Origin of the sequence: Vibrio iocasae (genome assembly GCF_042245395.1) — a bacterium.
GTDB classification, from domain to species: domain Bacteria; phylum Pseudomonadota; class Gammaproteobacteria; order Enterobacterales; family Vibrionaceae; genus Vibrio; species Vibrio iocasae.
The window spans coordinates 206,282-231,188 of the sequence record NZ_CP145311.1 but is presented as its reverse complement, the minus strand read 5'-3'; the positions used below and the strand labels follow the sequence as shown (position 1 = coordinate 231,188).

The following is a 24,907-nucleotide window of genomic DNA, read 5'->3' as shown; positions in this document are numbered from 1 at the left end:
TTTATGATTGTCCCCTGGGAAGAACTAGAAACAGACACATTGGAAAACCTAATCCAGGCATTTATTTTACGGGAAGGAACCGACTACGGTGACGTAGAGTTTTCACTGCAAGATAAAGTCGATCAGGTTAAGGCGCAAATCGAGTCAGGTGAAGCCGTTATCGTTTTTTCAGAGTTGCATGAAACCGTTGATATCAAGCTAAAAAGAGAGTTCTCTTAACCACAGATTTCCAATGGATTGATTGACGTTTTATCGCAATCTCATAGACTGTACAACTGTAGTTAACAAACAGACAAGGATTGTCATGTCAGCTAAACACCCCATCATTGCTGTAACAGGTTCATCCGGAGCCGGTACAACCACAACCACCGAAGCTTTCAGGAAAATGTTTAATATCATGGACCTCAAGCCTGCGTGGGTTGAAGGTGATAGCTTTCACCGTTTCACTCGTCCAGAAATGGATACCGAAATTCGAAAAGCGAAAGAGCAGGGAAAACACATCAGTTACTTTGGCCCCGAAGCCAACGACTTTGTGATGCTGGAAAAATTCTTCCGCCAATATGGTGATGAAGGTACAGGACAGTTCCGAAAATACTTACACTCATTTGATGAAGCCGTTCCCTACAATCAAATGCCCGGCACATTCACTCCCTGGCATGACCTACCTGAAAACAGTGATGTCCTTTTTTACGAAGGCCTGCATGGTGGTGTAAAGTGGGGAGACGTGAATGCTTCGCAGCATGTCGATCTGCTCATCGGGATGGTTCCAATCGTAAACCTGGAGTGGATTCAGAAGTTCGTTCGCGATACCAGAGACAGAGGACACTCACGTGAAGCGGTGATGGACTCCATTGTTCGCTCTATGGACGACTACCTAAACTATATTACTCCGCAGTTTTCACGCACGCACATCAACTTTCAGCGCGTACCAACCGTCGACACATCAAATCCCCTAAATGCAAAAGGAATTCCTAGTCTGGATGAGAGCTTTGTCGTTATCCGCATTAGGGGTATCAAAAACGTGGACTTCCCTTATCTTTTGGCAATGATAGATGGCTCATTTATGTCAAGACACAACACGCTTGTAGTACCGGGGGGAAAGATGAGTTTTGCTATGGAGCTCATTATTCGTCCGGCTCTTCAGCAGCTCATTGAAACCGGCAAAATAGGTTAATTTATAAGCCATATCACAGGTTAGTTGTTAGACCGTGATAATGTGCACATTTTTGCTTAAAAAATCGGAGTTCGCGAGCGATCAAAATCAAGAAATCGTTTGCAAAAAGATATAATATTCATAACGAAATACAAGATGCTTGCAGCCATTGATAAGAAAACCTATGCTATTCGACCTACAAGAATGGTTCAGTAGCAGAGGACGCTGCTGAGCATCAGGCCCTGCAGATAAAGTGAGATAATTATGGTTCTAGGTAAACCTCAAACCGATCCAACGTTAGAGTGGTTTCTTTCACACTGTCATATTCATAAGTACCCATCAAAAAGTACTTTGATTCATGCTGGTGAAAAGGCCGAAACTCTTTACTACATTGTTAAAGGTTCTGTTGCTGTCCTAATCAAGGATGAAGAAGGTAAAGAGATGATTCTTTCTTACCTTAACCAAGGTGATTTTATTGGTGAACTAGGTCTGTTCGAAGAAGACCAGGAGCGTACAGCTTGGGTTCGCGCTAAATCTCCTTGTGAAGTTGCAGAGATTTCATTTAAGAAGTTCCGTCAGCTAATTCAGGTAAACCCAGATATCCTAATGCGTCTTTCAGCTCAGATGGCAAGTCGTCTGCAGGTGACAAGCCAGAAAGTTGGTGACTTGGCATTCCTTGATGTAACTGGTCGTATCGCTCAGACTCTTCTGAACCTGGCTAAGCAGCCAGATGCGATGACTCACCCAGACGGTATGCAAATTAAGATCACTCGTCAGGAAATTGGTCAGATCGTGGGTTGTTCACGTGAGACTGTGGGTCGTATCCTGAAGATGCTTGAAGAGCAGAACCTGATTTCTGCACACGGTAAAACTATCGTGGTATACGGTACTCGTTAATAATCTCGAGTCTGTTACAGATATTAGAAACGCAGCTTCGGCTGCGTTTTTTGTATTTATCGAATGGTTAAGTTAGTGGATGAAGTCGCTTACACGAACCGCATAACTGGCTAACACTTAATAATCTAATTTCAGCAGTTAGCATGTTCGTTCCATCGACCACAACCACTAACCTCTAATAGTTCAATCTGATTTTGGATTGTTCATTCCATCGAGCACACCCAGTAAACAAAGTACAAGCGTACAAGCGTACAAGCGTACAAGCGTACAAGCGTACAAGCCATCATTGAACCCTAGTGGAAGAAAGCAATGGAAAAGTTTGAGTCTATTTATCATAGAGCCGCAGAAAGAAAAGGCGGTGAGCAACGCCTTGAAGAGCTTCTTAGTAAACCATTAACAAAGGAAAAAGTCGCAGCCATACCCAATGACCGTTGGTTATCAGCATTCACGATGAAAGTTTTTCAGTGTGGTATTTCATGGGATGTGGTACGTAAGAAGTGGCCTAACTTTGAAGAGGCATTTTTTGGTTTTAAAGTTGAACCACTGCTTATGCTTTCTGACGAACAATGGGAAGAGAAAGCTAAGAACCCAGCTATTATCCGTCACCTTACAAAAGTGATGTCGATTCCTGCTAATGCTGACATGATTCACTCTGCTTCTATTGAGCACGGTTCGTTTGGTGAGATGGTTGCAAATTGGCCTTCAGAAGACATTACAGGCTTATGGGAGTATCTCAAGAAGAATGGTAGCCGCTTAGGTGGAAATACCGGTCCATACGCGCTTAGAACGCTTGGTATTGATACTTTTATTCTTTCCTCTGATGTGGAGTCGCATCTGCGCAATATTGGTGTTATCGATTCTGGTAGAAGGACAAAAAAAGCCCAGAATGCCGCTTGCAAAGCATTCGCAGAGTGGCAGCAGGAATCAGGCCGTTCTTTGGCAGAGATTAGCCAGACTATCGCCTTTAGCTGTGGTGATAATCGGGTTGTTTAGCTGTTCTTTATTGCTCTTGTACAGCTATCCTTAAGGAAGGATCATAGGTATCCAAAAGCTCGAATTGCTGTACTGATCAGCTTTTTGACCTATTGAGCTACTGGTACCCAAAAGCTTTTAAAGCTATTTACATACGGAAAAACCCGAAGTAGTGACTTCGGGTTTTACTTTCCAGCTCAAACGCTTGGACTATATAACACCTAGCTCTCTTAGGCGTTCCATCAGATAACTGTCTGCTGTGTATCTCTCTGATAGCACTACTTCCGGCTTTGGATGCAGGAATAAAGGTAGTGATATACGCGAATGCTCCTGACGCTCACCCGTTGGGTTAATTACACGGTGGGTCGTAGAAGGGAAATAACCTCCGGATGCTTCCTGAAGCATGTCACCAATATTGATGATCAGGTTGCCGAAGTCACAAGGTACATCTAACCAATCCCCCTCTTTACTAAGAACCTGTAAACCTGGCTCATTGGCAGCAGGTAAAACTGTTAGAAGGTTAATGTCTTCATGGGCTGCAGCTCGTATTGCTCCCGGCTCTTCATCACCTGTCATCGGTGGATAGTGCAGTACTCGCAACAAGGTTTTTTGGCTACCATTAATCATTTCTGAAAGAGCAATAGAAAAACGTTCTTTTACATCTACTGGAGCGTGCTCTTCAACCCAACCTAGCAACTCTTCCGCAAACGCGTTTGCTCTCTGATAGTAATCAAGTATTTGTTCTTCTAGCTCTTCCGGAATCTGTCCCCAAGGATAGACATGAAAATACTCCTTGATATCTTTATGAGTATGACCTTTAGCAATTTCAGATACCGATGGCGGGAAATATCCATCCTGAGTTTCCGAGTTAAAGTGAAAATCTTTCTTACGCTCTGAGGTAAAAAACTTGTACCAGTTTTCATATATGGACTCGACAAGCTCTTTGGGGATCGGGTGATTTTTAAGTACACCAAATCCAGTATCACGTAGTGAGCTTACAAATTGTTGAGCAGCATCTTCTGCAAGGTAATCGACAGTTTCCAGTTTCATAACTTTACTTCTTATCATTGTTATTGGTGGAACTGCGGACTTTAAATGTTAAATATATGTAAATCAATCTTTACTAAATCAAATAACGCATTTTGTGTAAAACCTGCAATTTTCAACAATTAACGTACATATATTTGGTGCTCAATTAGCCTTAAGCAAGGAAGGGTTACAGGTACTCAAAAGCTATTTTAGCTACACACGTACAGCTTTTAAGGAGGGAGGGTTACTGGAACCCAAAAGCTCTTTAACCTGATTAGCAGATACAAAAAAACCAGAGCCGAAACTCTGGTTTCTCTTAAGCAAATAATTGATTTGTAGCTAAGCTGTACGGTTTTAGGACAAGGAGGTCACGCGCAGTGTACGTTAGTACATGAGCATGACCGACGCAGTAATAAAACCTTACAGCGACGATACAAAATCAATTATCACATCATGCCTGGCATGCCACCCATACCACCCATGCCGCCCATATCAGGCATTGCTGGAGCGTCGCCAGCAGGCATGTCAGTAACCATAGCTTCTGTAGTGATCATCAGGCCAGCAACAGATGCTGCGAACTGTAGAGCTGAACGAGTTACTTTAGTTGGATCTAGGATACCCATCTCGATCATGTCGTTGTATTCACCAGTTGCTGCGTTGTAGCCGTAGTTAGCTTCACCACCTTTAACATTGTTAGCTACCACAGACTCTTCATCACCTGCGTTGGCAACGATTTGACGAAGTGGTGCTTCCATTGCACGAAGTGCTACGCGGATACCAACGTTCTGCTCTTCGTTTGCACCTTCAAGGCCAGCAACTTTAGATGCTGCACGAACAAGAGCGACACCACCACCAGCAACAACACCTTCTTCAACTGCTGCGCGAGTTGCGTGAAGTGCGTCTTCTACGCGGTCTTTCTTCTCTTTCATTTCTACTTCAGTTGCTGCACCAACTTTAATTACTGCAACACCACCAGCTAGCTTAGCAACACGCTCTTGTAGCTTCTCTTTGTCGTAGTCAGAAGTTGCTTCTTCAATCTGCTGACGAATCTGAGTAACACGGCCGTTGATCATCGCTTCTTCACCCACACCATCGATGATAGTTGTGTTTTCTTTAGTGATTGTGATGCGCTTCGCCTGACCTAGATCTTCAAGAGTTACTTTCTCAAGTTCCAGACCAACTTCTTCAGAGATAACAGTACCCGCAGTTAGGATAGCGATGTCCTGAAGCATTGCTTTACGACGATCACCAAAGCCAGGCGCTTTAACAGCTGCAGCTTTAACAATACCGCGCATGTTGTTCACAACTAGAGTTGCTAGTGCTTCACCTTCTACATCTTCAGCGATGATTAGAAGAGGACGAGATGCTTTTGCTACTGCTTCCAGAGTTGGAAGAAGTTCACGGATGTTTGATACTTTCTTATCAATCAGAAGGATGAATGGGTTTTCCAGATCAACAGAACCCGCTTCCTGGTTGTTGATGAAGTAAGGAGAAAGGTAACCGCGGTCAAACTGCATACCTTCTACTACGTCTAGCTCATCATGTAGAGCCTGACCTTCTTCAACAGTGATAACACCGTCGCGGCCAACTTTTTCCATTGCTTCAGCAATGATGTTACCTACAGTCTCGTCAGAGTTTGCAGAGATAGTACCAACCTGCGCGATTGCTTTAGTATCTGCACATGGAACAGAAAGTGCTTTTAGCTCTTCAACTGCTGCTGCAACTGCTTTGTCGATACCACGCTTAAGATCCATTGGGTTCATACCCGCAGCTACCGCTTTAAGACCTTCGTTTACGATTGATTGTGCCAGTACAGTTGCTGTTGTTGTACCGTCACCCGCTGCATCGTTTGCCTGAGATGCAACTTCTTTAACCATTTGTGCACCCATGTTCTGGAACTTGTCTTCCAGTTCAATTTCACGCGCTACAGAAACACCATCTTTAGTGATAGTCGGAGCACCGAAAGATTTGTCCAGTACTACGTTACGGCCTTTAGGGCCAAGTGTTACTTTTACAGCATCAGCCAGAACGTTTACACCTTCTAGCATTTTAACTCGTGCGTCGTTACCAAATTTAACGTCTTTAGCAGCCATCTTTATTTCCTTTAATCTTTAATTCTGTTTCTGTTGAAAAGTGAATTACTCAACGAGTGCTTATTCAACGATAGCCATGATGTCGTTTTCAGACATGATAAGAACTTCTTTACCGTCGATCTTTTCAGTCTTAGTACCGTAGCCTTCAGAGAAGATAACAGTATCACCAACTTTAACGTCCAATGGCTGTACTGAGCCATTTTCTAGGATGCGGCCTTTACCCACAGCCAGAATAGTACCGCGAGTTGATTTCTCTGCAGCAGAACCAGTTAAAACGATGCCGCCCGCAGACTTAGATTCCACTTCCTGGCGTTCAACGATAACACGGTCATGTAAAGGACGAATATTCATTGGTCGTCTCTCCTGATTATTTTTCCATTTGATTTGATTATTGCCGTTTTTCGGCGGTTGAAATTTATGTGGGGGGCGAGCGCTGGGATAACAAGGGGTAAGTGGGATTTTTTTGCGATAAATACCTAAGTATTAGATACTGATTACATAAGAATTTGAGGTTTCATCAATTAATGGCTTGTAAATACTGTAAAGAGAACTGGTTCTGGAAAAAGATCGGCCGCTGTCAGCGTTGCATGGATCAGTTAACCGTGCTCTCGGTTTTGTGCTGGATAGTCTGGTGGTTTGGATTCAGAGATAACATGTTCAGTGTCGAATCCATTGCTCTGATTTTTGCAGGCTTTGCTTTTAATGGGCTGCTGTTTTTACATTTGTGGTTCAGGTTTGTGGTGATTCCGTATAGAAGGCGAAATGGGCTTGATAAAGACGATTAGCTAAAAAGAAAAAAGCCCCTAAATCAATTTCTGATTAGGGGCCTTCTTAGATTCTTCTAAGAAAAAGCAGTGGTACTTATTAGGACCGTGCTTTTTCTAAAATGTTCCCAAAAAGATCAGAATTTTTTCAATTATTTTCTAAATAATGACCTTCTAATTAATATTCAGCCAGTTAGGCAATACTCGTTCTGATGATCGTTTGCTCAGAAAGATCGAATTCTAATGCAACTTCATCACAAGCATGAATTCGAGGGCACTGTTCGCAATCTTTCATTACTTTCTCAGGCAGCAAACTCTTCGATGTCGGAATAAAGTTGTGGTGCATAAAGAACTCTGGAGTACGAGTTAAGACAAACACCTTCTGAATCGCCATCTGCTTGGCTTTCTTCATCAAATGCTGGACGATTGCACTACCCTGCCCCTGACGCTGCCAGCCCGATTCAATACCCAAAGAGCGAATCTCTGCTAAACCTGAGTCGTATACGTATAGAGAACCACAGCCTGTCACTTCGCCCTGATGCTCAACCACCGCAAAAGAACCAATGTCACGAACTAACTCGCTACGCGATCTTGGCAGATTCTCACCAAGGTTTGCCCAGTAAGCCACCATGCCTTCCAGAGCATCGATATCGGTAAGTCTTGCAACACGTACTTTAATACCTGAGGTGTCACGCTTCTCAAGACGTTGCTGAGCCTGATCAACCGCGTAAGCCACCTGCTTAGGCGATACGCCACCAAGCGCGCTTCGTTTGTCCAGACAAGATTCGATGGTCAGGATGTCGTATACATCTTCATCTATGACCTCAGAGAACTCTTTCAGTTCAGCAATAGAAAGCTCCTCAAGCGCACAGCCTTTAGCAATCGCGCCTACAACCGCCACACCAACGATATGGTGTGCTTCACGGAATGGGATGTCTTTCGCTACAAGATAGTCAGCAAGCTCAGTTGCGTTCGCGTAACCTTGTTTAGCGGCTTCAAGCGTACGTTCACCGTTAACCTTAATGCCATCAAAACAAAGCGCTGCCATTTCCATGCAGTCGTTCCAGGTATCAAGTGCATCGAACAGGCCTTCTTTGTCTTCCTGCATATCCTTGTTGTATGCAAGAGGAAGCGCTTTTACCGTCATCATCATGCCAGCCATTGAGCCGTAGACACGGCCACACTTGCCACGAATAAGCTCTAGCGCATCCGGGTTTTTCTTCTGTGGCATCAACGATGAGCCTGAAGTTACTGTATCCGCCAGCTCAATAAAGTTAGATTCGCCTGAATTGTAGAAGATCATATCTTCAGCAAGACGAGATAGGTGAAGCATAGAGATAGAAGCAACAGACATCAGCTCCATCACATGATCACGATCTGAAACCGAGTCAAGACTGTTACGAGTCGCTCTGCGGAAGCCAAGGTTGTGAGCAAGCTCTTCACGATCCATTGGGTAAGCAGTACCAGCCAGCGCACCAGATCCTAGCGGACAGGTATCAAGGCGATTGATTGCGTCACTCAAACGCGAGTAATCACGCTCAAACATTTCAACGTAAGCAAGACACCAGTGAGCAAAGGTAACTGGCTGAGCACGTTGTAGGTGCGTATAGCCCGGAAGAACGGTTCCCTGATGCTGAGATGCAACTTCAACCATGTGATCCTGAAGACGGTCAAGAGCAATAAGCAGTTGCTGGCCTTGCTGGCGACACCAAAGCTTAAGGTCAGTAGCAACCTGGTCGTTACGTGAACGACCAGTGTGAAGCTTCTTACCTAGATCGCCAACTTTAGCAATAAGCTGTTGTTCAACCCAGCTATGAATATCTTCAGCGTTTGATTTCAGGATCTGCTCAGGATCTTCCATCACTTCAAGCTTTAGCTCATTTAAAGCAAGCTCTAGCTTCTGCTGTTCTGTTTCAGTTAGAACACCAACTGAATGCAAAGCTTTAGACCAGGCGATAGAACCAACAATGTCCTGCTCAGCCAATCGGTAATCAAAGCGCAACGAATCGTTAAAGTCTTTGAACCGTGTATCTGCTGCCTGGGTAAATCTGCCGCCCCATAATGCCATTGTTAATCTCCCGCTCGAATCTGTGCTATTGCTATTTGTGTAATACCCTCCCTAAGTTGGGAGGGTTAATTGGGTTATCCCCGAAGACGTTCCCTTTTACCAGAGAACGTCGTATTTCTAAACGCTATTGTTATTTTTTCTGAGAGTTTAGCGTACGAATTCTGCTTGCCAGTGAGTAAAGACGGATAAAGCCTTCTGCGTGGCTCTGGTCGTATACCTCATCTTCACCGAAGGTTGCAAACGCTTCACAATACAGGCTGTTGTCAGAACGCTTCTGAGTTGCTGTCGCCATACCTTTGTAAAGCTTGATAACTACTTCGCCGTTCACATCTTGCGCTAGCTCTTCAGTCGCTGCAAGGATTGATTTACATAGAGGAGTGAACCAACGTCCATCATAAATTAGGTGTGCAGCTTTAATACCCAACTCTTCACGGAACTCAAATGAGCTCTTATCAAGTACTAGCTGTTCAATTGCACGAAGAGCTTCCATCATGATTGTACCCCCCGGAGTTTCGTAACAACCACGAGACTTCATGCCAACAAGACGGTTTTCAACGATATCGATACGACCAATACCGTGCTCAACACCTTTGTCGTTAAGATACATAAGCGCGTTGTACGGAGTCATTGTCTCACCGTCAACCGCAACGATTTCGCCTTTCTCTACTTTAATAGTGACATATTCAGCTTCGTTTGGCGCTTCTTCAGGGCTCTTAGTCCATGCCCAGCAATCATCGTTCGGTGCATTCCATGTTTCTTCCAGAACACCACCTTCTGTAGAGATGTGCCATGCATTTGCATCACGAGAGTAGATCTTAGTCAGAGATGCTGAACAAGGGATGTTACGCTCTGCTAGGTAGTCAAGACACTGCTCACGACTTACAAGATCCCACTCACGCCAAGGTGCGATTACGTGTAGATCCGGTGCCAGTGCAGCAAATGCACCTTCGAAACGAACCTGGTCATTACCTTTACCAGTACAACCGTGTGATAGTGCGTCAGCACCTACTTTACGTGCACATTCTACCTGCGCTTTTGCAATGATAGGACGAGCCATAGAAGTACCCAGTAGGTATTTACCTTCGTATAGAGCACCAGTTTTAAGTGATGGGTAGATGTATTCAGCTACCATCTCTTCTTTCAGGTCTGCTACGTATACTTCTGAAGCACCTGATGCGATAGCTTTCTCTTCTACACCTTCCAGCTCTTCTGCGCCCTGACCTACATCCGCTACGAATGCAACAACTTCACAGTTATAGCTCTCTTTCAGCCACGGAATGATCACTGATGTGTCCAGACCGCCGGAATAGGCTACTACTACTTTTTTAACTTCAACCTTGCTCATTTTGCTTCTCTCCAATTTCCCGGACTGCTCTGGCGGTCAGTGACTCGGGTTCTTCTATATAAATAGTTTTCCAGGTAATTTGTTTGTGACTTAATTCGTTTATTGAGGTAAGAACTGTGTTCCGATGCTCTTACCTGAAAATAGTTCGTTCAGTTTTTCCGGGTATCGCCAGGTTGCAACTTCAATTGGCCTGCCCAGTTCTTCTGCTGCTTCAAGTGCTGCCTGCACTTTCACAATCATTCCGTCGGTAATAACGTGACCTTCAATCAGTGCTTCTGCCTGCTCTTTATCCAGGTTTGGTAGTAGGTGCCCCTTTCCATCCAGCACACCACTTACATCTGAAAGCAGAACCAGTTCAGCATCCAGTGCACCTGCTACAGCTACTGCTGCTTGATCTGCGTTAACATTCATCATCTGACCTTCTGATGTCAGGCCGATAGAACTGATGATAGGAACAGCACCAGAAGTCAGTATTGCTTTAACAACAGTTGCATCACCCGATGCCGCTTTACCAACAGCACCTAGTTCTGGATCCAGCTCTTCAACCTGACAAAGACCACCATCAGCCAGGCTAAGGCCAACCGCATTAATTCCATTCTTGATGGCTTCACCCTGAAGCATTTTGTTAGCCGTACCCGCAAGCGCACCCGCAATGACCGGAATCTGCTCGTATGGTGTTACACGCAGACCATTTTTCTTAACCGTTTCTAGTTGCAGCCCTTTCATCAGATCATCTACCAGATAACCGCCACCATGCACAATCACCATTTCGCGCTTAGCTTGTGCCTGATACTCCTGAATTGCATTAAACAGCTTTCCTAGCGTTTCAGAATTTTCCAGTGCTGCGCCACCTAACTTAATAACTAATGGCTTTAATTCGTTACTCATAACCGTTCCTCACAGCAGTGATGTAAGCGGCGAGAAGCCGTTACGAATGTTTAAACATTGCATCGCATGACTGGATGCACCTTTAAGTAAGTTGTCGATAGCAGACACTACGATGATGTGCTCACCCTCGATCTTCCAACCGATATCGCAGAAAGGCGTAAACTCAACGTCCTGAATCTTAGGGCTCTGATGATATTTAAGGCGCACAGCAGGCTTATCTTTGTATGCTTTTTCAAACGCCATCTGTACATCTTCTGCAGTAACACCCTGATTCAGCTTCATTGTGATTGTTGCCAGGATGCCACGCTTAAAGTTACCCAGATGCGGTGTAAAGATAAGGTCACAACCAAGATGAAAGGCAATTTCTGGCTGGTGTCTGTGGTTAAACAAACCGTATGCCTGAAGGCTTACTTCGCAGAAGCTGTTGGTCATTGTTGCTTTACGGCCTGCACCGGTCACGCCACTTGTTGCGTTAATTACCGGCCACTGGTTTAAGTCTAGAAAGTTAAGCTCAACCAGAGGTTTGATTGCCAGCTGAGATGCTGTTGGGTAACAACCTGCTACTGCGACAAGATCTGTATTTTTAATCTCGTCTTCATTCCACTCAGCAAGGCCATAAACAGCCGCATCAAGTAAATCTGAATATTTATGCTCGAAACCGTAGAACTTCTGGTAAAAGTTGTCTGCTTTAACACGATATGCACCAGAAAGGTCGAACACCTGACAACCCTGCTCCAGAAACTGCGGAGCCAAGTCATGGCTAACTTCGTGTGCAGTTGCCAGAAATACAACATCACACTCTTGTGCTACTGCTGAAGGGTCAGTTAGCGGAAGCACTGGCATATCAACAACCCCAGCTAACTTGCCGTGCAATTCGCCTATTGGCTTATTTGCGTCCACACTATTGGCGGAAACATATAAACCTGTTAGCGTGAGCTCAGGGTGTTTTGTCACCATTAAGGCCAGTTCGGCTCCTGTATAACCGCTAGCGCCAATAATTGTGGTTTTCAACATCTCATCACATCCGAAATCTGGGAGTTAAATTGCTTATTGTTTCATCAGAAACCGATAAGCCAAAAATGATTATTAATACTTAAAAATAGCTAAATTTTGATTTTCTATTCATAAATACTGATTTAATATGCTTTTTAACTTCTTATCGGTTATCTGTCAATAGGAGAAGTAAAGATAATATGCAATTACCAAAATTTACCGATGTATACAGAGGGCTAATTTCTACCTCTTCTATCAGCTCATCAGACACTTCCTGGGATGAAGGAAATGCAGACGTAATCGCGCTTTTGGCTGACTGGTTTACAGACCTGGGGTTTGAAACAGAAGTGGTTGAGGTCGAGAAAGGCAAACATAACTTAATAGCTAAACGAGGCAATGGTGAAGGTGGCCTTCTGCTTTCTGGCCATACTGATACCGTCCCGTTCGATGAGGGACGATGGAATTTCGAACCACATGCTCTAACAGAAGCCAATAACCGCTTTTATGGTTTAGGCACTGCAGATATGAAAGGTTTCTTTGCTTTTATTCTGGAAGCAGTAAAAAAGATAGACTGGAAAGATCAGAAGAAACCAGTCTATGTTCTTGCCACCTGTGATGAAGAGACAACCATGCTGGGTGCAAGGCACTTTACACAGGATGCACCGTTCAAGCCGGATTACTGCATTATCGGTGAACCTACAAGTCTGACTCCGATCCGCGCCCATAAAGGCCATGTCGCAAATGCTATTCGGGTTACCGGTAAATCCGGACATTCATCTGATCCTTCTTATGGCGTGAATGCCATTGAGGTGATGCATGAAATTCTCTACGCAATGATGCAACTGCGTGACAAGTTAATAAAAGAGTACCATCACCCTGGCTTTGCTATTCCTTCTCCGACACTAAACCTTGGTTGTATTCATGGCGGAGACAGTGCGAATCGAATCTGTGGATGCTGTGAACTACACTATGATGTTCGTCCTTTACCGGGAATTAGCTTAGATGGGCTGGACAATATGCTACGTGAAGCGTTAAAAGAAGTGGAAGCAAAATGGCAGGGACGAATTTCGGTTACACCGCTGCACGACCCCATTCCGGGCTATGAGTGCCAACACGATCATCCTTTTATAAAAGGTATGGAAGAAGTTTGTGAAAAACCGTCGGAAACTGTTAACTATTGTACCGAAGCGCCATTTTTACAGGAACTCTGTCCTACACTGGTATTAGGTCCAGGTTCTATAGAGCAGGCACATCAACCAGATGAGTATCTTGCTTTTGAGTATATTGATCCGACAATTGATGTTCTTACCAAATCAATCAGGAAATATTGCTTTTAATGTGAAATAAAGTTTCACAAACAGCATTTCATTTACTGTTTATAAAGTGACCAAAGTCAATTTAAGGCCATAAAACTCATTTACACCATCGGATTATTTGACTCAGACAACAGATTTTGGCTAGATTGTCTGAATAACAAGGATAAAAGATGTAATTTATTTACAGGCAGGACGAGAATGATTGAGAAATACTCTGCTTTAAAAAGCAATGTGCGAATGCTGGGCCATCTACTTGGTAACACTATCAAGGATGCGCACGGTGAAGAGATTCTAGAGAAGGTTGAACAGATCCGAACCTTGTCTAAAGCGGCAGAACGCGATAACGACACCAAAGCCCGCGAAGAGCTTATTAAAGAGATTTCAAATCTGACCGACGAGCAACTGAATCCGGTTGCCCGTGCATTTAATCAATTTCTAAATCTGACAAACATGGCGGAGCAGTATCATACAATTTCCCGCCACTGTGATGCGAACGTTTGTCAGCCAGACGCGTTAAACACGCTATTCGCAAGACTTAACCAGAAAGAAGTTAGTAAGTTAGATACCGCTCAGGCGATTAAAGATCTGAGTATTGAGCTGGTACTGACTGCGCACCCGACTGAAATTGCGCGCCGTACCATGATCAACAAACTGGTTAAGATCAACAAATGCCTATCACAGCTTGAGCTTAGCGATCTTTCAGTTAAAGAACGTCAAAAAACTGAACGTCGTCTTGAGCAGCTAATTGCTCAGTCATGGCACTCAGATGATATGCGTAAGCAACGCCCAACACCCCTGGATGAAGCTAAGTGGGGTTTTGCGGTTGTTGAAAACTCGCTATGGCAGGCAGTTCCAGACTTCCTTCGCGAACTGAACGAAAAAGTAACCGACTATCTTGGTGAAGGTCTGCCTATCGATGCGCAGCCTGTACATTTCTCATCCTGGATGGGTGGTGACCGTGATGGTAACCCATTCGTGACTCATAAAATTACCCGTGAAGTATTGCTTCTTTCCCGCTGGAAGGCCGCAGACCTTTACCTTGGTGACATTCAGGAACTGATCACTGAACTATCGATGATCAACTGTAATGACGGGCTAAGAGAGCTTGCGGGAGACGCTCACGAACCATATCGTGCAGTACTGAAACCATTACGTTCTCTTCTTCGAGACACACTGGAAGTATTGGATGCAGATATCAACCTTAAGGATGTGCCAAACAAGGCGATTCTAGAGTCTGTTGACCAGCTATGGAAACCACTACTGACTTGTTACAAGTCTCTGCATGAATGTGGTATGGGTGTAATTGCTGATGGCTCTCTGCTAGATACACTCCGTCGAATCAAAGCATTTGGTGTTCATCTGGTTCGACTGGATATTCGTCAGGAAAGTACTCGCCATTCGGATGTACTTTCTGAAGTAACTCGCTACCTTGGTATCGGTGATTATGACCAGTGGAGTGAGCAGGACAAAGTCGCATTCCTTGTGAAAGAACTTAGCTCCAAGCGCCCGCTGCTTCCTAGAGACTGGGAACCATCTGAGCAGGTTAAGGAAGTTCTGGATACCTGTAAGATAGTAGCAAGCCAATCTCGCGAAGCATTTGGTGCTTACGTCATCTCTATGGCGCGAACCGCTTCTGATGTTCTTGCGGTACACCTTCTGCTTCAGGAATCTGGCTGTCAGTTCCGCATGGACGTTTGTCCACTGTTCGAAACACTAGACGACCTGAACAACTCAGAAGCCGTTATCAAGCAGCTTCTTTCTATCGACTGGTACCGTGGATTTATTCAAGGTCATCAGATGGTCATGATTGGTTACTCTGACTCTGCAAAAGATGCTGGCGCTATGGCAGCCGGATGGGCGCAGTACAGCGCTATGGACTCACTGGTTAAAGTCGCTGAAGAAGCAGGTATTGAGCTAACTCTATTCCATGGTCGCGGCGGTACTATTGGCCGCGGTGGTGCTCCTGCACACGCAGCCCTTCTATCTCAGCCACCAAAGAGCCTGAAAGGTGGTCTGCGGGTTACTGAGCAAGGCGAGATGATTCGCTTTAAGCTTGGCCTGCCAGATGTCGCTGTTAACAGCTTAAATCTGTATTCAAGCGCAATACTGGAAGCAAACCTTCTACCACCACCAGAACCTAAGCAAGAATGGCGCGATCTGATGGACGTGCTTTCAGATGTCTCTTGTGAATCTTATCGAGATGTTGTTCGTGGTGAGCCAGACTTCGTCCCTTACTTCAGAGCAGCGACACCTGAACAAGAGCTGGGTAAACTGCCTCTTGGTTCTCGTCCATCTAAACGAAACCCGAAAGGTGGTGTCGAAAGTCTGCGCGCAATTCCGTGGATCTTCTCATGGAGCCAAAACAGACTTATGCTTCCTGCATGGCTAGGTGCTGGTGAGTCGATTCAGTACTCCATCGATAAAGGTCACCTTGCTCTACTTGAAGAGATGTGTCGCGAGTGGCCATTCTTCTCTACTCGTCTTGGTATGCTGGAGATGGTTTACACCAAGTGTAACCTTGAAATTTCTCGCTACTACGATCAGAGACTGACCGATGAGTCGCTCTGGCGTCTTGGTGACAGACTACGCGGCCAACTACAAAAGGATATCCAGGCGGTACTAACAGTAGAGAACAACGAGAACCTGATGCAAAGTGATCCATGGGGTCTCGAGTCCATCAAGTTACGTAACGTTTACGTGCTACCAATGAATATTCTTCAAGCTGAACTACTCTATCGCACCCGTCAAAATGAGACACCGGTTCAAGAATTAGAGGAAGCATTAATGGTTACTATCGCTGGGATCGCTGCCGGAATGCGAAATACCGGATAAAAACAGAACATAACACCATAAAAGAGACAAAAAGACCGACTAGATCGGTCTTTTTTATTGCAAATAAAACAAAGTGCAGTCATTTGTTAGCTTTTTGCGACAAAATACCCTTCTATTCTACTTAATACTTAATAATTAAGATATTCTTACGCTCCGCCAATATAATATTGTCTAAACTTATAAATTAATTGGCTCTTAGGGGAAAAAACTCTAAGACTATCTAGGTGATGTCCAGGCTAGATGGGAACATAACAACACCGAGTATGGGGAGTTATACTGGTCGGTTTAATCGTCAATATTATTCAGTGACACAGAAGCACAAATATTGGTTAAACCAAGAGTTTTGCAGTTTTTTAATATTGGATTTAAGACATGTCATTACCACACGTAATCCTTACCGTTTTAAGCACGCGCGATGCTACCGGGTACGATATTACGAAAGAGTTTTCGTATAGTATTGGGTACTTCTGGAAAGCCAGCCATCAACAAGTCTACCGGGAACTTAATAAGATGGCGCAAAACAACCTCGTCACATGTAAACTTCAGCCTCAGGAAGGCAAACCCGACAGAAAAGTTTACTCAATAACCGAGAGCGGACGCACCGCACTTGGAGAGTGGTTTGCACAGCCTACTGCTCAGCCAACAATACGCGATGAATTAGCAGCTAAATTAATGGCCTGTGATATAGAAGAGCCAACAATATTCAAAGATCAGCTGACTGGACTAATAGAAGAAGCACAGAAACTCGTTCATCACTACAAAGACATAGAAACAAAATATTACTCGTCCTCTCAAACTATGTCTAAGCATGCCAGACTGGAAAGGCTGACATTGAGAAGAAACTTACTAATGCGCGAGGCATGGATAGAGTGGGCACAAGAAGTTCGTAGTGAACTTGAAACTATGAACTAAAAAGTTCTGTATCGATGAAATAGAAAAAGGTTGAGCGGATTCCCCCTCAACCTTTTCTTTTTTACTCGTTATGTTCTTCGATAATTAAGCCTTGGGACGAACACCTAGTGTATGGCAAAGAGCAAACGTCATTTCAGCACGATTAAGTGTATAAAAGTGGAAGTCTTTCACCCCTTCGCGGCTTAGAATTCGAACCATATCTATTGCCTGGCTCGCGCCTACTAGCTGGCGAGTCGTTGGATCATCATCTAAGCCTTCAAACTGCTGCGCCATCCAGCCAGGAACTTTTACATTGTTCATTGCAGCAAAACGAGAGGCTTGCTTAAAGTTAGAGACCGGAAGGATCCCTGGAACTATCTCAACATCAATGCCAGCAGATACACAACGATCACGGAATCGAAGATAAGACTCAACATCGAAGAAGAACTGAGTAATCGCGCGGTTGGCGCCCGCTTCAACTTTACGCTTTAGATTCAACAAATCAGCTTGTGCACTCTTCGCTTCTGGATGAACCTCTGGGAATGCTGCAACAGAAATATCGAAATCATGCTGTGCTTTAAGTAACTCAACCAAATCCGACGCATACATATCAGGTGCACCACCACCAGGAGGAATATCACCACGCAGAGCGACAATATTTTTGATGCCGTTTGCCCAATAGTCATCTGCAATATTTATCAGCTCCTCACGGGAAGCATCAATACAAGTAAGGTGCGGAGCAGCGACAAGGCCTGTTTGATCTTTGATTTCTTTGATGATGGAATGAGTTCTGTCGCGCTCTCCAGAGTTTGCACCATAAGTTACCGATACAAACTTCGGCTCAAGCTTTTTAAGGCGATGAACAGAGTTCCACAGTGTCTCTTCCATCTTTTCACTACTCGGTGGAAAGAACTCAAAAGATACATTGATATCACCAAGCTCGGCAATATTCTGATTCAGAGCGTCTAAGTGACTTGCGTGTGTATAACCCATTCCAATCTCCCTGAGGTGAAGACCACCTTAGTAATTATATTCTGTCTGCCACATTTTTCGTCATTCCTATGAAAACAGAAATCTGCACCAGCGATGTTGTGTTTTATTAATCTTCTGACGTTTAGACGTCTATATGTCTGTAGAATGTAATGAATTGGATTTTATGTCAATAGAGATAACATGAGGATTTTTCATGATAAGGGTGAGTCAAGCTCACACAAACAAAAAGAGCCTCCTTTGCAAGCAAAGGAGGCTCTTAAAATTATCGTCACTACAATAGGCCAGCTAACCTGTTAATATCCGATTGAATGGCACCTGCAGTAACTTCCTTACCAGCTCCAGGACCGCGAATCACTAGAGGGTTGTCTTTGTACCAGGCACTTTCTATTGCGAAGATATTGTCGCAAGGTAGAAGGTTAGCAAGCGCATGCTCACGAGATAAAGCTTCTACTTCAACATATGCTTTTCCATTGCGTTCCAGTCTTGCTACATAGCGTAAGACCTTATCTTCTCTTTGGGCTTTCTCCAGCCTTTCCGCCAAGTCTGTGCTTAGTATATTACCCTTCTCGAAAAACTCATCTAAGCTCAGCTCTTCAAGCTCTGAAGGTACAAGCGATTCAACTTTAATGTTTTCAGGCTCAATTGAAAGACCAGATTCGCGCGCAAGAATAACAAGCTTACGCATGACATCTGAGCCATCCAGATCAGACCGAGGATCTGGCTCTGTAAGGCCTTGTTGCCAGGCTAAATCCACCAGCTCCATAAATGGAATAGAACCATCAAATTGCTGGAACAACCAAGATAGCGTTCCAGAGAAAATTCCTGACAATGCAACTATGGTGTCACCACTTTCGCGCAGATCTCGAACGGTATGGTTGACTGGCAACCCCGCCCCAACAGTAGCATTATATAACCAGTGTCGGCCTGTTTTCTCAAATGCATCTTGCACACGGTGATAAAACTCTCCCGAAGCCGAGCCTGCTACCTTGTTCGCGGATATCAGGTGTAGTCCTTTCTCAGCAAACTGAGGGTAAAGCATCGACAATGGTTCACTAGCTGTAACGTCTAATATAATGATTTCATCGTAACCCTGATGGTGAGCTAGTTTATCAAGCCACTCATTCTCAACATTTGGTACAGCCTCGTCATCAAACCGATTTAACACATCGTCTGGATTAATACCTTCGTAATCCATCCAATATGTCTGGCTATCAACTACACCCACAAGCTCAAAGCTCATGCCGTGACGTTTCTCTAACTCATTTTTTTGACTTGTAAATAGCTGAAGCCAGCTAGACCCGATGTTGCCTTTTCCGCACAACACCAAGCCGATTCGTTTCTGAGCCTGGAACAACTGTTTATGGATAGCGTTAACTAATAAGTTAGTTTCTGTACGGCGCAGTACTGCAACCATGCTTAATCCGGATTCAGCTTCGCACATAAACTCTACTGGAGCATTTTTTAGCTGCTGATAGATCCCGTGACTATGAATTGGGTTATTAGTGACTCCTGCCCCTACAGCGGCAATCATTGAGTAACCTTCGCGAAGATGGATTTCTGCTTCTATTCCCGCATCCTGAAGATATTCAAGAACACCCTCAGCCATCTCTGCGGTGTAAGCGAGTAACACCTCACCCTGATCTGGCTGAATATCAAACGCCAGTGGCTGAAGTTGCGCTCTTTGCAGCCTACCCATTACGTCTGATTGCAATCTCTCGAAATCGTGTCCGTGAGAGAAATTGAGTTCAATGATGAGAACCTCTTCCAGAGAGGAGATTATCTTTGCCCCTCTTCCTGATGCCAATACTCGTTCAATTCGGGTTGAACCTGATTCTGGTTGATAACTGCACTTTAGTTCCATGTTCATTGCACTTTGAGCAACCGGCTGCAATGTTCTACTATGTAAAACCGGAGCCGCTAAGCGTGCGAGCTCGTTCGCTTCATCAAGGCGCAACAAAGGAAGCAGGCATGCATCATTTACTTTTCTTGGATCAGCGCTATAAACGCCAGCAACATCACTCCAGATAGTCACCTGCTCGGCTTCTGCCAGTGCACCTATAATAGTTGCAGAGTAATCCGAACCATTTCGTCCAAGAAGCACCGTTTCCTCAGCCAGGTTTTGCGCCATAAATCCTGTGATAACTAGGCGATGGTGAGAGTGCTGTGCAAGAACTTCCTTAACCAAAGGCCATGAACGAGCACTGTCTACCTCTGGTTGAGTCGCTCTCTCTGCTCTTAAAAAATCTCTCGAATCAATAGCAATTGCCGGTAGTTCTTGTTGAGTAAGTAGAGCCGCTAACAATCTTGAAGACCATACTTCACCATGCCCCTGAACACTTGCTTTCTGAGCTTCAGATAAAGGAGCTTCTAACTCACCAAGCGCTGAAATTTCAGTGTGTAAAGCATCTAACAAAGTACCGCTGTCTTCCAGCAGTTCTTCAATCAGTTGGCTTTGAAAATCTCGTAAGGACATCAATGATTCATGTGCGATCCGGCCATCTTTCTCAAGCGCTTCGATCCACTCAATCAGGCGATTCGTTGTATCACCTGCAGCTGACACAACAATTAAGTCTTCCGACTCTGAGTATTCTTTAAGAATATTAGCGACTCGTTTGTAGCAATCCGGGTTTGCTAAGCTACTACCACCAAACTTATGTAACTGACGAGAAACGGTCATTTAAGCTTCCTCCACAACCGTATTAAATGCATTTTCCAAATCGTTGATTAAATCTACACTATCTTCGAGGCCAACAGAAAGCCTCAGTAAGCTCTGAGATACTCCCGCCTCTTCCAAAGCTTTTTCTCCCATCGCACGATGTGTCATTGAAGCTGGATGACAAATTAAACTTTCAACACCACCAAGAGATTCCGCCAGGGAAAACAACTGGAGCTCTCCCACAAACTGTTTTAACTGTTTAAATGAACCAGCAAACTCAAAACTCAACATAGAACCAAAGCCAGTTTGCTGTTTTTTAGCTATCTCATGGCCTGGGTGATCTTTAAGGCTTGGGTGATAAATACTGCCTACGAGAGGCTGTTTCTTCAAAAACTCTAAAACAGCTAGAGAACTCTCTTCATGAGCTTTCATTCTTGCACCAAGTGTACGAAGACCACGCAAGGTCATGTAGCTATCAAAAGGCGTTCCAGTGGCACCAATACAGTTCCCCCACCAGCCCAACTCTTCTGCATGCTCTTCAGATTTAGTAATAATAACACCGCCAATGACATCTGAATGACCGTTCAGGTACTTGGTCATTGAGTGGATTACTAAATCTGCACCAAGTTCAATTGGCTTTTGGTAGATAGGAGTCAAAAAAGTGTTGTCCACTGCGACGAGTGCACCAACAGCCTTCGCTTTTTCACAGGCTTTGGCAATATCAACGACGCGTACCAATGGATTAGAAGGGGTCTCTAGAAGGATAAGCTTAGGTTTGAGAGCTATGGCAGCATCAAAAGCTTCATCGTCGGTCTGATCAATAAACTGAACTTTAAAATCACCTTTCTGAGCGCGCGTATTAAATAATCGGTAAGTGCCTCCGTAACAATCGTTCGGAGCAAGGATTAAATCATCAGGACCAAGGAAAGCAGAAACCATCAGGTTTAGAGCCGATGTGCCGCAATTGGTCACTACCGCACCTTTACCAGATTCAAGCTCGTACAGTGCCTGCTCTAGCAACCCGCGATTAGGATTTCCTGAGCGGGTGTAGTCGTATTTAGGCACATCACCAAATTCCGGAAAACTGTAGTTGGTAGAAAGGTAAATAGGTGGGACTACCGCATTATATTGTGTGTCCGACTCGATACCTGTACGAACAGCAATAGTTGAAGGTTTCCTTTGAGACATGTAGTGATTTTCCTTTTTAATACGACTTACATTCTGTTTAGAAGTTATTTTATAAACTAACTCTTAATAATAGGAGATTTATACAACCTGAGTTATCTTAAACCTTTCCTTCTTCCGAGTTACTCATATCAGAGAATACTTGTTACTTTACCCCTCACAATTTCAGCCGTCAATACTTCTAGACGTCCAAATGTCTTTGCTTATGGCGGTAAATCCCGCTAAAATTCAGCTTTAGACTTTTTATCAAATTATAAAATTAGTAAAGGTGTGCAATGGCTGACTGGAATGGCGAATACATAAGCCCTTATGCAGAGCATGGAAAGAAGAGCGAGCAAGTTAAAAAGATCACTGTTTCGATCCCACTTAAGGTTCTTAAAGTTCTAACCGACGAGCGTACCCGTAGGCAGGTAAATAACTTGCGTCATGCGACAAACAGTGAACTTCTATGCGAAGCATTTCTACATGCATACACTGGTCAGCCCTTACCAACAGATGAAGATCTGCGCAAAGATCGCCCTGATGATATTCCTGCAGAAGTGAAGAGGCTGATGACCGAAATGGGCATCGAGTTCGAAGCTTTTGATGAAGAGTAAATTGCGAGCTTAAAGAATGCCCTTGTATATTTACCAATATGTACAAGGGCATTTTTGTTTACTACAAGCAAAATGAATAATTAAGCATGCATTGCTTTTATGCCATCTTCTATTAAATGAACCTGTTCCAACCCCGAAGCCGTAGTATGTGGTTTCACAATAGATAGTAACTGCAACACACCTTGATGAATAATCTGCTCGGTAATTTTTGCACCCTGAGACATAGCCGCCTGATAACTCAACCAGCTGGTCGCCACCAGATGCAATGATGTCACCAATGTTCTTGCATCGGCATCATCTACACTCAACAGTTCTCTTTGCTTAAACATCTCAAAAATAGAGGCTATGTTTGCCTGCATTTTTTCCTGAACAGCAAGATATTTTTGATGCAGAATAGTATCTCTCTGAAGGATTTCCGGAAGATTGGCATAGAAGAAACGATACTTCCACATCAAAGCGAATATGGAATCCATATATCTCTTTAAAAGCACTAAGCTTTCTTCTTGAGTGCCTACAGGAGTGAACCTTTCCAAAAGCTCTTCTGAATAGCTTTCAAAAATCTCTCTTACAATTTCCTGCTTATTGCGGAAATGGTAGTACAAGTTCCCCGGGCTAATATCTATATGAGCAGCGATATGGTTTGTAGTGATATTTCTTTCACCATGCTCATTAAATAACTCAAGCGCGGCAAGTACAATCTTCTCACGCGTCTTCATAATATCCCTTACTTCAGTGTGTTAAGTTAAGTATATGAACAAAATCATAGAACTAAAAGAATATATTACGAATACTGAATATTTACTTTAAATGAAGATACTCCCTTGAGTATAGCCCTCTCTAACAAGAGTCTGAAGTAACGCATTTTTCGACACATAATCACCATGTATAAGATGTATTTCTTTTGGCGGATATTTAATCTCCTTAACAAAAGCTAGCAGATCATCCTTATCCGCGTGGGCAGAATAACCAGACATTGTGTGTATCTGAGCATTCACATGGGTTTCTTTATTGTCTATTACAACCGTCTTAGCTCCAGATTGAATTTCCCTTCCAAGAGTACCTTCAGCTTGATACCCAGAGAAAATAATATCTGTTCTTGTATCAGGTAACAGAGCCTTGAGATACTCCATTACACGGCCCCCTTCGCACATACCTGATGCTGCAACCACTATCGCAGCTTCCCCTGTGGATGCTAGTCGGTTTACTACAGATAGGTGCTGTTTGTAGTCATGGATAACTGTGCACTGTTCGAAAGCTAATGGATGACGTCGCTTTGCTAACTTTTGTTTCGCTTCTTTCCCCCAAAGTTTCCTAAACCTTCGATAGGACTTAGTAACCTTTGCGGCCATTGGTGAGTCGAGAATAATCGGAATGTCATTACTAATCCCTGAAGAATGGAATAGGGATTCAATATCAAACAATAACTCCTGAGTACGACCAATGCTAAAAGCAGGAATAATGATTGCGCCACCATCTGACAAAGAGCGATTAACTATCTCTTTAAGTCGTCCTGCACGCTGAGCAACGCTTTCATGGTTCCTATTTCCATACGTCGATTCCAGAACAAGATAGTCAGCTCGTTTCGGAGAGATAGGATCTGGCAACAGTGGAGTGCTAGACGGCCCTAGATCACCAGAGAATACTACTATCTCATTATTGGGCAGTTTTACTTCGACATACGCGGAACCAAGAATGTGGCCTGCTGGCTGAAAGCGACAATAGAGACTCTGATCATTACTTTGCTGACCTAGGTGACAACCCTTTATACGGTGCCACTTGTTGTACTCTATTGGAAACATTCTCGACTTAACTAAGCTAAGAACGTTCTCTCTATTTACCTTTTTCATACCCAGGTTGAGCTTCAAACCATCATCAAGCATTAAGGGGATAAGTTCCGCTGTCGCATGAGTACAGATGATTGGGCCTTTAAATCCAGCAGCCAAAAGCCAAGGAATCCGGCCTATATGATCGATATGAGCGTGAGTAACAACCAAAGCCTGAATATGCTTTACCGGAAAATCAATATCTAACGGCTTTGAGTCCTTTCCCTGAAACTGGCCACAATCTACAAGAATACTTTGCTTGTTATATCGAAGTTCATGACATGAACCGGTTACTTTATCTTTGCCACCGTGATGAATTAAGCGCATATCGATTCCTCATCTCAATTGAGAAATCACGATATCAATAGCTTTAAATGTTTGAGTAATGATTAGGTATTTTGTCGAGGGATATC

General features: G+C 43.9%; 21 protein-coding genes. 9 read left to right on the top strand and 12 right to left on the bottom strand.

The genetic code is table 11. From position 1 onward, the window contains the following. The first annotated feature begins 3 nt into the window (after positions 1 to 3). The 4 genes from SNR28_RS10555 to SNR28_RS10540 all read left to right on the top strand — a co-directional run bounded on the left by SNR28_RS10555 (position 4) and on the right by SNR28_RS10540 (position 3,043). Complete coding sequence (locus tag SNR28_RS10555; protein ID WP_375752315.1) at positions 4 to 219, top strand: YheU family protein; 216 nt, start codon at positions 4 to 6, stop codon at positions 217 to 219. Between the two features lie 85 nt (positions 220 to 304). Next, positions 305 to 1,174, top strand: a complete 870-nt coding sequence (locus SNR28_RS10550) for a phosphoribulokinase (RefSeq protein ID WP_375752314.1) — start codon at positions 305 to 307, stop codon at positions 1,172 to 1,174. A 243-nt stretch (positions 1,175 to 1,417) separates the two neighbouring features. After that, positions 1,418 to 2,050, top strand: a complete 633-nt coding sequence (crp, locus tag SNR28_RS10545; RefSeq protein ID WP_004410522.1) for a cAMP-activated global transcriptional regulator CRP — start codon at positions 1,418 to 1,420, stop codon at positions 2,048 to 2,050. A gap of 309 nt (positions 2,051 to 2,359) precedes the next feature. Continuing rightward, a complete protein-coding gene (locus SNR28_RS10540) occupies positions 2,360 to 3,043 on the top strand; it encodes a DNA-3-methyladenine glycosylase I (protein WP_375752312.1) in 684 nt (227 codons plus the stop codon). 189 nt (positions 3,044 to 3,232) lie between these two features. Here the strand turns inward: SNR28_RS10540 and SNR28_RS10535 are convergent, their stop codons facing one another. The 3 genes from SNR28_RS10535 to SNR28_RS10525 form a co-directional block, all read right to left on the bottom strand. Beyond that, entirely contained in the window at positions 3,233 to 4,072 is an 840-nt protein-coding gene (locus tag SNR28_RS10535; protein WP_375752311.1) for an isopenicillin N synthase family dioxygenase, read from the bottom strand. A 425-nt stretch (positions 4,073 to 4,497) separates the two neighbouring features. Then, entirely contained in the window at positions 4,498 to 6,144 is a 1,647-nt protein-coding gene (gene groL / locus SNR28_RS10530; protein ID WP_277825338.1) for a chaperonin GroEL, read from the bottom strand. Between the two features lie 60 nt (positions 6,145 to 6,204). Further along, positions 6,205 to 6,495: a co-chaperone GroES gene (locus tag SNR28_RS10525; RefSeq protein WP_004733324.1), complete on the bottom strand. Its 291-nt coding sequence runs from the start codon at positions 6,493 to 6,495 to the stop codon at positions 6,205 to 6,207. A 173-nt stretch (positions 6,496 to 6,668) separates the two neighbouring features. Between SNR28_RS10525 and SNR28_RS10520 the strand changes: the two genes are divergently transcribed. Next, positions 6,669 to 6,929: a DUF3624 domain-containing protein gene (locus tag SNR28_RS10520; protein ID WP_375752308.1), complete on the top strand. Its 261-nt coding sequence runs from the start codon at positions 6,669 to 6,671 to the stop codon at positions 6,927 to 6,929. Between the two features lie 172 nt (positions 6,930 to 7,101). Here SNR28_RS10520 and argH read toward each other — a convergent pair whose 3' ends face one another. The 4 genes from argH to argC all read right to left on the bottom strand — a co-directional run bounded on the left by argH (position 7,102) and on the right by argC (position 12,223). Continuing rightward, positions 7,102 to 8,976 (bottom strand): argininosuccinate lyase, encoded by a 1,875-nt coding sequence (gene argH / locus SNR28_RS10515; RefSeq protein ID WP_375752306.1) that lies wholly within the window; start codon positions 8,974 to 8,976, stop codon positions 7,102 to 7,104. Positions 8,977 to 9,106: 130 nt separating this feature from the next. Further along, entirely contained in the window at positions 9,107 to 10,321 is a 1,215-nt protein-coding gene (locus tag SNR28_RS10510) for an argininosuccinate synthase (RefSeq protein ID WP_375752304.1), read from the bottom strand. Between the two features lie 99 nt (positions 10,322 to 10,420). After that, a complete protein-coding gene (argB, locus tag SNR28_RS10505; RefSeq protein WP_375752302.1) occupies positions 10,421 to 11,209 on the bottom strand; it encodes an acetylglutamate kinase in 789 nt (262 codons plus the stop codon). Between the two features lie 9 nt (positions 11,210 to 11,218). Beyond that, entirely contained in the window at positions 11,219 to 12,223 is a 1,005-nt protein-coding gene (gene argC, locus SNR28_RS10500) for an N-acetyl-gamma-glutamyl-phosphate reductase (RefSeq protein WP_375752301.1), read from the bottom strand. 179 nt (positions 12,224 to 12,402) lie between these two features. Here argC and argE point away from each other — a divergent pair, with 179 nt between their 5' ends. From argE to SNR28_RS10485, 3 genes are all read left to right on the top strand, one after another. Next, complete coding sequence (gene argE / locus SNR28_RS10495) at positions 12,403 to 13,539, top strand: acetylornithine deacetylase (RefSeq protein ID WP_375752299.1); 1,137 nt, start codon at positions 12,403 to 12,405, stop codon at positions 13,537 to 13,539. Positions 13,540 to 13,716: 177 nt separating this feature from the next. Further along, a complete protein-coding gene (ppc, locus tag SNR28_RS10490) occupies positions 13,717 to 16,350 on the top strand; it encodes a phosphoenolpyruvate carboxylase (RefSeq protein ID WP_375752298.1) in 2,634 nt (877 codons plus the stop codon). Between the two features lie 372 nt (positions 16,351 to 16,722). Beyond that, positions 16,723 to 17,262, top strand: coding sequence for a PadR family transcriptional regulator (locus SNR28_RS10485; RefSeq protein ID WP_375752297.1), 540 nt, complete (start codon positions 16,723 to 16,725; stop codon positions 17,260 to 17,262). A gap of 84 nt (positions 17,263 to 17,346) precedes the next feature. Here SNR28_RS10485 and metF read toward each other — a convergent pair whose 3' ends face one another. From metF to SNR28_RS10470, 3 genes are all read right to left on the bottom strand, one after another. Further along, on the bottom strand, positions 17,347 to 18,234 hold the full coding sequence (gene metF / locus SNR28_RS10480) for a methylenetetrahydrofolate reductase (protein ID WP_375752295.1): 888 nt from the start codon (positions 18,232 to 18,234) through the stop codon (positions 17,347 to 17,349). Between the two features lie 271 nt (positions 18,235 to 18,505). Beyond that, on the bottom strand, positions 18,506 to 20,911 hold the full coding sequence (locus tag SNR28_RS10475; protein ID WP_375752294.1) for a bifunctional aspartate kinase/homoserine dehydrogenase II: 2,406 nt from the start codon (positions 20,909 to 20,911) through the stop codon (positions 18,506 to 18,508). Further along, on the bottom strand, positions 20,912 to 22,078 hold the full coding sequence (locus SNR28_RS10470; RefSeq protein ID WP_375752292.1) for an O-succinylhomoserine (thiol)-lyase: 1,167 nt from the start codon (positions 22,076 to 22,078) through the stop codon (positions 20,912 to 20,914). Between the two features lie 272 nt (positions 22,079 to 22,350). On the opposite strand from SNR28_RS10470, the gene metJ reads away from it, so the two are divergent. Continuing rightward, positions 22,351 to 22,671 (top strand): met regulon transcriptional regulator MetJ, encoded by a 321-nt coding sequence (gene metJ / locus SNR28_RS10465; protein WP_375752291.1) that lies wholly within the window; start codon positions 22,351 to 22,353, stop codon positions 22,669 to 22,671. Positions 22,672 to 22,751: 80 nt separating this feature from the next. On the opposite strand, the gene SNR28_RS10460 is transcribed toward metJ, so the two are convergent. After that, the gene (locus SNR28_RS10460) at positions 22,752 to 23,387 is read right to left on the bottom strand and encodes a TetR/AcrR family transcriptional regulator (protein WP_375752289.1); all 636 of its coding nucleotides are present in this window, start codon (positions 23,385 to 23,387) and stop codon (positions 22,752 to 22,754) included. Positions 23,388 to 23,474: 87 nt separating this feature from the next. Beyond that, positions 23,475 to 24,821, bottom strand: a complete 1,347-nt coding sequence (locus SNR28_RS10455; RefSeq protein ID WP_375752288.1) for an MBL fold metallo-hydrolase — start codon at positions 24,819 to 24,821, stop codon at positions 23,475 to 23,477. Positions 24,822 to 24,907 lie beyond the last annotated feature (86 nt).

What these genes read in the sequence shown, in the direction of transcription:
- SNR28_RS10555 (WP_375752315.1), top strand. Translation starts at nt 4, where the DNA reads ATGATTGTCCCCTGGGAAGAACTAGAAACAGACACATTGGAAAACCTA.
- SNR28_RS10550 (WP_375752314.1), top strand. Translation starts at nt 305, where the DNA reads ATGTCAGCTAAACACCCCATCATTGCTGTAACAGGTTCATCCGGAGCC.
- crp (WP_004410522.1), top strand. Translation starts at nt 1,418, where the DNA reads ATGGTTCTAGGTAAACCTCAAACCGATCCAACGTTAGAGTGGTTTCTT.
- SNR28_RS10540 (WP_375752312.1), top strand. Translation starts at nt 2,360, where the DNA reads ATGGAAAAGTTTGAGTCTATTTATCATAGAGCCGCAGAAAGAAAAGGC.
- SNR28_RS10535 (WP_375752311.1), bottom strand. Translation starts at nt 4,072, where the DNA reads ATGAAACTGGAAACTGTCGATTACCTTGCAGAAGATGCTGCTCAACAA.
- groL (WP_277825338.1), bottom strand. Translation starts at nt 6,144, where the DNA reads ATGGCTGCTAAAGACGTTAAATTTGGTAACGACGCACGAGTTAAAATG.
- SNR28_RS10525 (WP_004733324.1), bottom strand. Translation starts at nt 6,495, where the DNA reads ATGAATATTCGTCCTTTACATGACCGTGTTATCGTTGAACGCCAGGAA.
- SNR28_RS10520 (WP_375752308.1), top strand. Translation starts at nt 6,669, where the DNA reads ATGGCTTGTAAATACTGTAAAGAGAACTGGTTCTGGAAAAAGATCGGC.
- argH (WP_375752306.1), bottom strand. Translation starts at nt 8,976, where the DNA reads ATGGCATTATGGGGCGGCAGATTTACCCAGGCAGCAGATACACGGTTC.
- SNR28_RS10510 (WP_375752304.1), bottom strand. Translation starts at nt 10,321, where the DNA reads ATGAGCAAGGTTGAAGTTAAAAAAGTAGTAGTAGCCTATTCCGGCGGT.
- argB (WP_375752302.1), bottom strand. Translation starts at nt 11,209, where the DNA reads ATGAGTAACGAATTAAAGCCATTAGTTATTAAGTTAGGTGGCGCAGCA.
- argC (WP_375752301.1), bottom strand. Translation starts at nt 12,223, where the DNA reads ATGTTGAAAACCACAATTATTGGCGCTAGCGGTTATACAGGAGCCGAA.
- argE (WP_375752299.1), top strand. Translation starts at nt 12,403, where the DNA reads ATGCAATTACCAAAATTTACCGATGTATACAGAGGGCTAATTTCTACC.
- ppc (WP_375752298.1), top strand. Translation starts at nt 13,717, where the DNA reads ATGATTGAGAAATACTCTGCTTTAAAAAGCAATGTGCGAATGCTGGGC.
- SNR28_RS10485 (WP_375752297.1), top strand. Translation starts at nt 16,723, where the DNA reads ATGTCATTACCACACGTAATCCTTACCGTTTTAAGCACGCGCGATGCT.
- metF (WP_375752295.1), bottom strand. Translation starts at nt 18,234, where the DNA reads ATGGGTTATACACACGCAAGTCACTTAGACGCTCTGAATCAGAATATT.
- SNR28_RS10475 (WP_375752294.1), bottom strand. Translation starts at nt 20,911, where the DNA reads ATGACCGTTTCTCGTCAGTTACATAAGTTTGGTGGTAGTAGCTTAGCA.
- SNR28_RS10470 (WP_375752292.1), bottom strand. Translation starts at nt 22,078, where the DNA reads ATGTCTCAAAGGAAACCTTCAACTATTGCTGTTCGTACAGGTATCGAG.
- metJ (WP_375752291.1), top strand. Translation starts at nt 22,351, where the DNA reads ATGGCTGACTGGAATGGCGAATACATAAGCCCTTATGCAGAGCATGGA.
- SNR28_RS10460 (WP_375752289.1), bottom strand. Translation starts at nt 23,387, where the DNA reads ATGAAGACGCGTGAGAAGATTGTACTTGCCGCGCTTGAGTTATTTAAT.
- SNR28_RS10455 (WP_375752288.1), bottom strand. Translation starts at nt 24,821, where the DNA reads ATGCGCTTAATTCATCACGGTGGCAAAGATAAAGTAACCGGTTCATGT.